6 protein-coding genes (1 of these 6 running past the window's edge) are annotated in these 8,054 nt (G+C 38.8%); all 6 read right to left on the bottom strand.

What is annotated here, in order from left to right; all coding sequences use genetic code 11:
• Window positions 1–19: 19 nt before the first annotated feature.
• Window positions 20–3,607, bottom strand: coding sequence for a thiol reductant ABC exporter subunit CydD (cydD, locus tag VEIT17_RS06765; protein ID WP_178885381.1), 3,588 nt, complete (start codon window positions 3,605–3,607; stop codon window positions 20–22).
• A gap of 226 nt (window positions 3,608–3,833) precedes the next feature.
• Window positions 3,834–4,853 (bottom strand): cytochrome d ubiquinol oxidase subunit II, encoded by a 1,020-nt coding sequence (gene cydB / locus VEIT17_RS06770; RefSeq protein ID WP_178885384.1) that lies wholly within the window; start codon window positions 4,851–4,853, stop codon window positions 3,834–3,836.
• A complete protein-coding gene (locus VEIT17_RS06775) occupies window positions 4,844–6,232 on the bottom strand; it encodes a cytochrome ubiquinol oxidase subunit I (RefSeq protein WP_060924990.1) in 1,389 nt (462 codons plus the stop codon). The genes cydB and VEIT17_RS06775 overlap by 10 nt, the downstream gene beginning before the upstream one ends.
• A 72-nt stretch (window positions 6,233–6,304) precedes the next feature.
• Entirely contained in the window at window positions 6,305–6,748 is a 444-nt protein-coding gene (locus VEIT17_RS06780; RefSeq protein WP_178885386.1) for an RrF2 family transcriptional regulator, read from the bottom strand.
• Window positions 6,749–6,968: 220 nt separating this feature from the next.
• Entirely contained in the window at window positions 6,969–7,463 is a 495-nt protein-coding gene (locus tag VEIT17_RS06785; protein WP_060924992.1) for a MogA/MoaB family molybdenum cofactor biosynthesis protein, read from the bottom strand.
• An 8-nt stretch (window positions 7,464–7,471) separates the two neighbouring features.
• Window positions 7,472–8,054: the 3' portion of a polysaccharide deacetylase family protein gene (locus VEIT17_RS06790; protein ID WP_178885388.1), read on the bottom strand. The gene runs 278 nt beyond the window's last position; the window shows 583 of its 861 coding nt (coding positions 279–861); its start codon lies off the right edge, out of view — the gene reads right to left on this strand; it ends in the stop codon at window positions 7,472–7,474.

The raw sequence follows: 8,054 nt of genomic DNA on the forward strand, positions 1-8,054 counted from the left end.
GTTTAATTGATATTTATTTTTATTGAATACTTGCCATGGATAGATAACAATATTCATAGAAGTGACCACGAAGGGCAATTAATTCTTCGTAAGTTCCATCTTCTATAATTTGACCTTTATCCATAAATAAGATACGGTCCATATGCTCTAATCCTTCTAACTGATGTGTAATATATAAGCATGTTTTATCCTGTACATATTCCATCAAATCACGATGCAGAGCCTTCCTCGTTACTTGGTCTAAACCTTCTAATGGTTCATCTAACAAAACAACTTGAGGTTTTCGCAAGAATAGTCGAGCTAAAGCAACCCGTTGTCGTTCACCACCACTTAGGCCATGACCACCACTACCAACAATCGTATGAATACCATCTGGCAAGCGTTCCACTACAGAGCGCAACGAAGCACAATCAATAGCATACTCTAAATCAGCTTCTAAAGCATCCGGTCTTGCTAGTCGAATATTATCTTCAAAGGACGCATGGAAAATATATGTATCTTGCGTTATCGTGCCTAAAGCATTACGCCATGTATCGATAGAAATATCCTTTAACTCTACATCACCAACATGGATTGAGCCACTGTAGTCATATAATCGCTCAAGCATATTAAACAATGTAGTCTTACCAGATCCACTAGCGCCAACAATAGCAATCGATTGACCTTGTTTAATGTCTAATCTAAGATGTTCATAAATACGACGATGCGCATCATAACCAAAGGATACATCAGTAAATGTAATCTCCCGATTAGCATTAAATGGTTTTGGTGCGTTTGGTTCCACTACTGGAATTGGCTCATCTGCAAGTGCTATGAGACGACTTGTAGCCACTTTACTTTCAGCACCATGATGAACGGCAGCAATCATAGGTTGTAAGGCCTCAAACCAAGCTTGTGTACCAATAGCAGCAACTGCTACCATAACACTGGCCCAAGCTCCGGTCAACGCATTGGCTGCCAATATGGCTACAATGACAACTGTAATTTGGACTCCACCTAGGAACAGCGTATTGCCTAAGTTCATGCCTCGCTCGATAATACCTTTATTAGCATCCACAGTACTCATCATATGTTGAATACGATCGTATACTAACTGTTCATTGCCGTAGCTAATGACATCCTCCAAGCTATCCATGGTATCACTTAATAAGGATTTATATTCCCCTTGTTGAGGTCCAATCGCCGTCAACGATTGTTTGTTATGAGCATATACAACTAAAGGCAAAACTAGACCTAATATAAAGGCTGCTAAAACTATAGGCGCAACCAAACTATTATCAATCGTAGATACACCATAGGCAACTAAAATAGTTAAAGTAATGGCTGCTGCAGGCGGAATCAACGTACGCAAGTAGAAAAATTGTAGTACCTCTATATCCCCCATAATACGGCCTAGCATATCCCCTGCGCCAAAACGTTTAAGAATAGCCGGCGCCAATGGTTCTAAATGAGCATAAAACCATACACGCAAACCATACAGACCTTGGAACGCCATACGATGAGATGTATACCGTTCAAAATAACGACATACAGCACGACTGACACCAAAGAAGCGGACGCCCACAATAGCAAGGCTCAAATAAGTAAGACCCGGTTGCAATGCAGCTGATGCCAATAACCATGCAGACACAGTTAATAAGCCCACATTCATAAATACCGTTAAGAATGTAAAAATCAAAGCTAATACTAACGACCACTTTGCAGGACTCAGTACAGTAAATAATAATTTCCATCCTTGTATGCCCGTCTTAGAAGTTGAAACCTCAGGAGTCTGTATTGTATCTTGCCCCAATACGTAAGCATCTTGATTATCTACACAAATTGAATTATCAATCTCTTCTCTATGTTCTAAGCTAAATGACTTTTCTGTTTTTAATTGTTCTTCGATAGTTGAAGAAAATTCACCTAAACCAGAGGTAACAAGGTCCTTAAAATAACCATCTACTGAGAGAAGCTTCGCATAAGAACCTTGTTGAATAATATGTCCATGTTTCAAAACGTATAGTGTAGATGCCCAATGCATCGTTTGTAGACGATGACCAATGATAATGACGATTTTATTATCCATCAAACGTTTGATAGCACTGCTTATAATAGCTTCTGTTTTTACATCAAGATGTGCCGTCACCTCATCGAGAATTAACACTTGACCCTTTCGCAAAAATGCACGTGCTAAGGCAACCCGTTGACGCTCACCACCACTTAGACCTAAACCACCTTCTCCGATGACCGCATCAAGACCGTCAGCATGACGACTGATGACATCTAAGAGTTGAACCTCTTTACAAGCATCAAGAATTTCTTTATCACTTACATCCATGCCAAAGGATAGAACCTCACGCAAGGTGCCTTTCATAATGTGTGGATGTTGAGATACATAGGTAATTTGTTGGCGCCACCACTCAATATCGATGTCACATAGATCAAGACCATCTATAGTAACACTGCCTTTAGGAGCAGTCAAAAATCCCCCAATAATATGGGCAATTGTAGATTTCCCTGCCCCACTTTCACCAACAAGCATGATCGGAAAATTACGTTTAGCCACTAATGAAATATGTTGTACACCATTTTCACTATCTTCATAGGTAAACGTTAAATCCTTAATTTCAATTGCTTGTACCTTACCTTTAAGTTGAGATTGACCACCTATAGGCAGCGATGGCTGGCGATTCATAAACTCTTCGTATTTTAAAATCGAGGTCTTACCTGCCATACCCGTATGGAATGCAGCCCCCAATTGTCTAAATGGCGTATAGAACTCTGGCGCTAATAGCAAAATAAAGAAAGCTGAAAAGAATGAGATTTCACCATCCAATAATGTTAAGCCCAGGTATACCGCAATCAATGCTGTACTAATAGTACTTACGAGCTCAAGAACTAGAGCAGATAAAAATGCCACACGCAATACTCGTAATGTAGAGTCTTTAAACTCCTCAGATAAACGACTAATAACCTTAATTTGATCCTTTGCACGACCAAAAAGTTTTAATGTTGTAATACCTTGCAATACATCAAGAAAATGACCAGATAAGAAGCTCATACGCTCCCACTGTTCTTTATTAAGACGATCCGCTTGCTTACCAATTAAGATCATAAAGAATGGAATTAATGGTACGGTGATAATTAGAATGATACCAATAATAGGTAATGTATCTACAATAGCAATCCCCATAATAAGAGGAATCATAATAGCATATAAAATTTGAGGAATATAACGAGCTACATAAGCATCTACTTGCTCTAATCCATCAGTAAGCATATGTATCACATCGCCATGGCGTTCCTTATGTTGCACACCAAGTTTAAACATATGCTCTAAGGCCCGTTCTCTAAAGGTTGCTTTTACTGCACTACCTAATCGATTTGCTACGGATTCTTGTATATAATGTGCAAGCAATCTTACAATAATAGCAATTCCTAAATAGATAATAGAATACCTTTCATCATGTAAGGTATTCTCTGAAAATATAAAATTATTAATTAAGGTTCCAAAGAACCAAGCTTGCCCAACAATAGCCAAACTCTCTACTAAGCAGGTTAATCCAAGTAGTAATAGCTGACCTTTATGTTCTAGCAGCGCTTTAAAAGCAGTACGCTGTATCATAGTATCCTCTACGGTAAAACTATTAAGAATATAAAATTAAATCGATTAGACTACCCCTAACTAAGTCTAAATTAAATTTTATTTAAATATAATCTAAGTTAGTCCAAGTGAATCTAAATTTATCAATATCATATCCATCTTACCACAAAAAAGAGGCGTGCCGCTACGACACGCCTCACATTGAGACCTAAATTTTACAACTCACCAGAGTTATAAAGCTATTCTATTAATAGTGTAAGTCTTTTTCAGATACACGATGACGGAATGTCCAGTATACCCAGATTTGGTAAGCCAAGATAATTGGCACAAATACAAAGGCTACACAAGTCATCAATGTCAATGTGTAAGTAGAGTTACTTGCATTTGCAATAGTTAAGCTCCACTCAGGATTCAAAGAAGAAACCATGATGCGAGGGAACAAACCAGCAAAGTAAGCAGCCGTTACAGAAATAACGGATAAGGAGCTGAATACAAAGCCCCATTTTGTATTACGAGTACGTGTTGCGCCCCAAGAAATGAGGAAGAACACGATTGCCAACGCAAAGCAAATAATTGCTAATACAGAGTTAAACAAATCTGTAAATACATAAGTTGCACCTACCAATGCTAATGCACCGATAGCTGTAGGAACACCTACTACTAAGGAAGCTGCACGAGCGCGTTCAGAAACAGCACCAGCAGTTTTGATAGAAGTGAACAAGCCACCATGGTATGTGAATACCAAGATAAACGCAATGCCACAAAGTACTGTGTATGGGCTTAACAAATCAAAGAATGTGCCTACATATGTCATGCTTGCATCAATTGGAGTACCTTGAATCAAGTTACCAACTGTAACGCCCCACAACAATGCAGGAATCAAGGAACCAAAGAAGATGCAGTAGTCAAAAGTTTTACGCCATAACAAGTTAGGGCTCTTGGAGCGGAATTCAAAAGATACGCCACGGATAATAAGAGCCGCAAGCATTAAGAATAACGCTAAATAGAAACCACTAAACAACGTAGCATATACATGAGGGAAGGATGCAAATAATGCACCACCAGCAGTGATCATCCATACCTCGTTACCATCCCAAACAGGACCCAAGGCATTGATCATTTGACGACGTTCAACGTCAGTTTTACCGATGAATGGTAATAAAATACCAGTACCATAGTCAAAACCTTCTAATAAGAAGAAGCCAGCGAATAGTACAGTAATTAAAATAAACCATACCACTTCAAGGTTATTAAAAATTAATTCCATAATCTCGCCTCCTCTTTTTCAACTACATCGTGAGATGGATTGCCATCTGGACCTTTTTTGATGTGTTCTACAGCAAGGTAGAGAGCTGCAATAGCTGCTACGATATACACAACTGTGAAGCCGATGATAGTAGTCATAATTTCTGGAGCTGTAACGGATTTAGAAGCACCGTCTACAGTTAATTGCAAGCCATTTACAAGCCATGGTTGACGACCTGCTTCTGCTACAAACCAACCTGTGGAATGAGCAATGAATGGCAATGGCAATGTCCAGAACATAATTTTTAAGAATGTGCGATTTCCAACCAATTTGTCTTTTGCATTAAGGATAAGACCTACGAATGCAACAAGCAACATAATGGAACCAGCTGCAACCATGACACGGAATGTCCAGAAGATTGCTGGAACATCTGGAATATAGTTACCAGGACCGTATTGAGCCTCGGATTTGGCTTGAAGATCTTTAATACCTTCTACTTTACCAGAAGTAAAGGAGTTTTGAGTTAAGAAGGACAAACCACCAGGGATTTCAAGTGCACCCGTATTCTTTTGAGCTTTAGTATCAATGTTAGCTACCAAAGAGAATGGAGCAGGATCTTGTGTTTCCCACAATGCTTCCATAGCAGCCATTTTCATAGGTTGTACTTTTGTAATGTATTGACCTTGATGATGACCTGCCAAAGCGCCTAAAGTACCGAATACAAGAGCAATAACCATGCCCCATTTAGCAGAACGACGGTAGAAGTCTGTCGCATTGTTGCGCAATAAGTGCCAAGCACTGATGGCCATGATAATTACGCCTGCTGTTAATAAACCATTTAACACGATATGGAAGAATTGGCCTGGTACATAACCATTTTGAACAATTGTTAAGAAATTATCCATTTCTGCACGGCCATTACGGATTACATAACCTACAGGATGTTGCATGAAGGAGTTTGCTACGAGAATCCAGAATGCGGATAGGTTTGTACCTAATGCCACCAACGTAGCTACAAGAGCGTGAACAGTTTTATTCAAACGGTCCCAACCGAAGATCCATACACCCATGAATGTAGATTCCAAGAAAAATGCCATTAATGCTTCAAGGGCCAATGGAGCGCCGAAAATGTCACCCATAAAACGAGAATATTCTGCCCAGTTCATACCGAAATGGAATTCCTGAACAATACCAGTTACCACACCCATAGCAAAGTTAATTAGGAACAATTTGCCCCAGAATTTTGCCATTTTTTTGTATACTTCTTTACCAGTAGACACATATGTCCACTCCAAGATAGCTACAGTCACTGTCATGCCTAGTGTGAACGGCACAAACAACCAGTGATAGATAGATGTTAGCGCAAATTGTAATCGAGCTAAATCTACAGCTTCAAACATGTGTTTTCCTCCTTAGAATAAAATACCTACATCACTTGATGAGCTTTCGCTAAAAACCTTGAATCATTGCGCTTATGAATATGGCAACGCTTCAGACGCAATCAACTGTTCACGTTGGGCAAGAGTTTTAAAGTTAACCAGCTCCAACTGATTGATTAATTGGTCCTGAATTGTTCCCATCGCTTCATTGATAGCACAATGTCCCATACAAGACTTAGAGCAAGAACCTACATCATATAAACACCGTTGTAAATACGCATCCCCTTCTACCGCTCTAATTACATCGAGCAATGAAATCTCTTGAGGGTCTCGATTGAGGGCAAACCCACCATCTACACCACGAAAGGATTTCATAATCCCAGCTGCAATGAGACTACGCATAATCTTGAGCAAAAATCGTTCTGGAATCAATTCTTGCTCAGCCAATACAGAACCCGTTAGCTTCGTTCCCGAAGGTAAGAGCGCCATATGTAAGACCATGCGAAATGCATAATCCGTGGCCTGATTTAACTTCATAAGGTCTCCTTTCTCGTGCACTCGGACAAACGTATTACTAAATCTAGTATAATCGAAATAAAACAATACTGCAATGGTATTGTTTTATATATTGAGAATTAGCATATATAAATTTTAAGCCTATAAATTAGATTATACCTGAATATTTTTATATCCATAAAATCACTTTTTGATTTATATTATCAAAAAAGACTGCCCACGTATGAGCAGTCTTAATTTATTATTTTGTAATTTCACGAACAAGATGTGCCATTTCAGGAATGATGAGTTTACCCATTGCCAAAGTAACAGCACCTACAGAGCCAGGAACAGAGAACATTAACGTATTATTGTTCACCCCTGCTTCTGCACGAGAAGCCATTGCCTTAGTCCCAATATCTTCTGTATAGGACAAATATCTAAATATTTCCCCGAAACCAGGGATATGTTTCTCATAGAGACTATTAGCTGCTTCAATTGTTACATCACGCTTAGCAATTCCCGTACCACCTGTAGAGATGATAACATCAATAGATTCATCATTACACCATGGGATCATTGCATTTCTGATTTCATTGTAATCATCAATGACAATTTTACGATCTGCCACAATATGGTCTGCTTGTTCTAAAAATTCTTGTACTTTATTACCGCCTTTATCAGTTTCAAAGGTACGCGTATCAGAAACTGTTAAAATAGCAACACGCAAAGGTCTTGCTAATACTTCGTAAGACATAGTTCCTCCTAGAATAACGGAATAATAGATGCTAATGTAGGCCATCCATTATCACGTAAAAAATCACGTAATGACCATGTATAGTGAATAAATGGTGCACAATGTAGGCGTAACCAGAACGATAAGTACGGTGTGTCACCTTGGAATATAGCCAATCGATTTAAGGCATATAAATTATCGCCTGGCTGTACTGTACCTGGTTGTACTGTGAAAGCCATTTTGTAACCAGATTGTTTAGTTACATATTGAACGAGCATATCGTTAAACCCACCAGGATATGCTAGATACTCAATAGGCTCACCCAAAATCCCCTCCAAAGAAATCTTCCCTCCAAGAAGAGCATCTGGTAATTCGGTAGGGTCAATTTTTGTTAAGATTTTATGATGATTTGTATGGCCTTGAATATCAAATCCACCCGCTTCCATTTGGTGCATTTGTTCTGTAGAAACAAAACCAGGCGTATTAGCTGCATCACTAATCATAAACAAGGTAGCCTTCATGTTGTATTCCTTTAAAATAGGCAATACATTTTTATAGTTATCTACATAGCCATCATCAAAGGTGATAACAATTGGCTTATTAGGTAATTCA

This window comes from Veillonella nakazawae (genome assembly GCF_013393365.1).
GTDB classification, from domain to species: Bacteria; Bacillota; Negativicutes; order Veillonellales; family Veillonellaceae; genus Veillonella; species Veillonella nakazawae.

Coding starts and splice junctions, on each gene's coding strand:
- VEIT17_RS06785 (WP_060924992.1), bottom strand. CDS start 7,463: ATGTCTTACGAAGTATTAGCAAGACCTTTGCGTGTTGCTATTTTAACA.
- cydB (WP_178885384.1), bottom strand. CDS start 4,853: ATGGAATTAATTTTTAATAACCTTGAAGTGGTATGGTTTATTTTAATT.
- VEIT17_RS06775 (WP_060924990.1), bottom strand. CDS start 6,232: ATGTTTGAAGCTGTAGATTTAGCTCGATTACAATTTGCGCTAACATCT.
- VEIT17_RS06780 (WP_178885386.1), bottom strand. CDS start 6,748: ATGAAGTTAAATCAGGCCACGGATTATGCATTTCGCATGGTCTTACAT.
- cydD (WP_178885381.1), bottom strand. CDS start 3,607: ATGATACAGCGTACTGCTTTTAAAGCGCTGCTAGAACATAAAGGTCAG.